Source organism: Xanthomonas cissicola, assembly GCF_008801575.1.
Lineage (GTDB): Bacteria > Pseudomonadota > Gammaproteobacteria > Xanthomonadales > Xanthomonadaceae > Xanthomonas > Xanthomonas cissicola.
Map to the genome: position 1 here is coordinate 1 of NZ_VZPL01000164.1, position 2,473 is coordinate 2,473.

Here is a 2,473-nt window from a genome sequence, read left to right on the forward strand (position 1 = left end):
GAGCAAGAGCGGATGTGTTTGACTACATCGAGCGACGCCACAACCCAAGGATGCGGCGAAGGGCGGCCAAGCAGGATCAGAAGGTTGCAGCTCTTTTACAACCGTCCGTGATATCGGGGTAGAACCCCCTCTGCTCCAAGACTTCGCACCGAAGTGTTCGATTACATCGAGATGTAATACAAGCCGATCGAGGGTCGGCAGGGATCCGTAAAAAAAGCAAAAAAGTGATCTAAATTGCTGTCAGAAAAGGATTTTTCAAGAATCCCTGCCAAGCCTCTTATAGAGGCTCGAGAATCCCGCGCGTCAATGCTTCGTCGTCACAGCTATGACTTCGGTGAGCCAGCGCGAATCGGAGAGATTCTCGCCAAACTTGCTCCCACAGTCACTGTAGGAGATCAACATGGGTCTATGCGTTTCAAAGCCGAGCGTGGCAGGCTCACCTGAGCATTATGCAGCCCACGTCGCAGAGCAGGCCACGCCCTCGGAAGAGGGCAGTGGGACCCCGGCTCAGGCCACGTCTTCTTACTCGGCCACTGACCCAGCGTTGCAGGGGCTCGCAAGACGCGGCAAGAAAGTTGACCTTTCTCGTAGCGGCCTGCCTGAGCGAGTCGCACTGAAAACCAAGCTGTTAGCCAACTCCCTGTCGGATGCAAAAGATGCAGGAGTCCGCTCAAGTATAGTGAAGTACGGAGAGCGGACCTTGAAAATGTTGGCGGCGAACAAGCAGCCGGATGAGGCGCTTCTGAAGCTCGACATCAAAAATCTGCCGGCCTTAGCCTCGGTGTACAACCGTCGTTACCCTGGATTGAACATCCAGCACTTTGACTCGCCTATTGACTTCTTGCAGTCTTTGTCCGAGCAAACCACCTCAGTAGTTTCCCAGCGTGCCGTTCTTCGACTAGAACGTGATGGTGAACATCACGTGGCAGCGGATGTTCGACGGAGACCTAATGGCGAAGCAAGCGTAATCGTACTGGAGCCGGCGAGACTGCTCACTTTCGTGACCGGCCATACCCAACTGCGGCGTCAGGCCCTGTCCCAGCTCGGTGAAAATGCCAAATTTGCGTTCATTCAGGTGGGGGCACAGAAGTCTGCAGCGGACTGCCTGATGTTCGATCTGCATTTCGCTTTGCACGCTCACCAGCACTCATCCCTGTTCGATCAGTGGCATGACAACATGGTCAACCACGGGACGATTGATCCATACGGGCAAGGCGCGGCTTCGCCCGACGCGCTCTTGGAAGACGCTGGAGTCGAACTCATGCTCGGAGAACAGATGCTGCCCGCCATCTTCTATAAGCACACGCACAGCAGCGGCGTGGTAGAAGAAGTGGACCGATCCCAACCAGGAAGTGCCTACACGGATGTCAGCACAAGCGGACGCCAGCAGCAACATGAATCGCTGGAGCAACGAGTTCAGGCCTTCCGCGTAGATCGAGGTTACAGCGCGTCGATCGAGACGTCGCGCGCCACAAAGATTCGATCAGCACTGGAGACAGCTATCTCTGATCGCCAGTCATAGGCAAATGGTGAACTTGATGTCCGGGCTGCGCGCGGCGATGGTCGCGTAGGTCGGCTCTCTTTGCCGCGACGACGGGGGGGGGGGGGGCAGATATATTGCTGCGACTTCACTCCATGGATAGCGCATGCGGTGATCGCCCATAGGCTCCGTGAGAATCCCTCGCTAGCAGTACGCGGCCGCGCAGTCCTCCCGCAGGCGGCGCTGGGCGCTCTGTAACCGCTGCCTCTGACCAGCAGCAGGCCAGCCGGTGCTGTGCGAGTTGCATCCTCCTTGCCTGCCTGCGCTGACTTTGCAAGTCACAACCGTCCAGCCTAAATGACGCCGCCGTCCAGTTTGACTGATAGCTTCGTCCAGTTTATTTAGTGTTAGCGTCCACTTGCTTGGCTGTATGTATCAGGTCGAGCTTCTTTTATGCCGAGTGCGAGCAGCTTCCTGCACCTGCGCCCTTATTCGTGCAGCAGACTGTCTACCCGCTCCTGGAGCGTGGCGTAGCTGCAATGAGTGCCCTAGCCCTAACCCGGGCACTTCGCGATTTCGTTGGTGCCGCATCAAACCCAATCGTTGTCGCAGACTATCCGCTGGACTTCGAATTATTTCGTAGTGCACTGGATGGCACTGGCCTACTGGCCAGCGAGAGAATGGATCTAGGCCCTGCGCCAGATTTTGAAATGCAACTGGCTACCGGCTATTCATTGCAAGCGGCTATAGAAGCCAGGTTTTCTACCGATCCAATGGTCGCGGCTCATAGGCACCACGCGCTGGTTGATGCGCGAGTGCTTCGGGATGCGTGGCTTAGTATGAGAACAAGCAGCTGACGACGTCCACCCAATTTTGAGTAGCGCCTCAGTTTGGAGTCCAATTCCCTACCCCGAGGAGATTGGACGTGAAGAAACGTTTTACTGACGAGCAGGTCATCGGCTTTCTGCGCGAAGCCGAAAGCGGCGTGGCGAT

General features: G+C 56.4%; 1 protein-coding gene and 2 pseudogenes. All 3 read left to right on the top strand.

Annotation, left to right across the window (positions count from 1 at the left end):
* A pseudogene (locus F7R02_RS24920) lies at positions 1-122 on the top strand (IS3 family transposase); the annotation flags it as partial.
* A gap of 278 nt (positions 123-400) precedes the next feature.
* The gene (gene xopJ, locus F7R02_RS24925) at positions 401-1,522 is read left to right on the top strand and encodes a type III secretion system YopJ family effector XopJ (RefSeq protein WP_011347382.1); all 1,122 of its coding nucleotides are present in this window, start codon (positions 401-403) and stop codon (positions 1,520-1,522) included.
* Positions 1,523-2,405: 883 nt separating this feature from the next.
* A pseudogene (locus F7R02_RS27640) lies at positions 2,406-2,473 on the top strand (transposase); the annotation flags it as partial.

What these genes read in the sequence shown, in the direction of transcription:
- xopJ (WP_011347382.1), top strand. Translation starts at nt 401, where the DNA reads ATGGGTCTATGCGTTTCAAAGCCGAGCGTGGCAGGCTCACCTGAGCAT.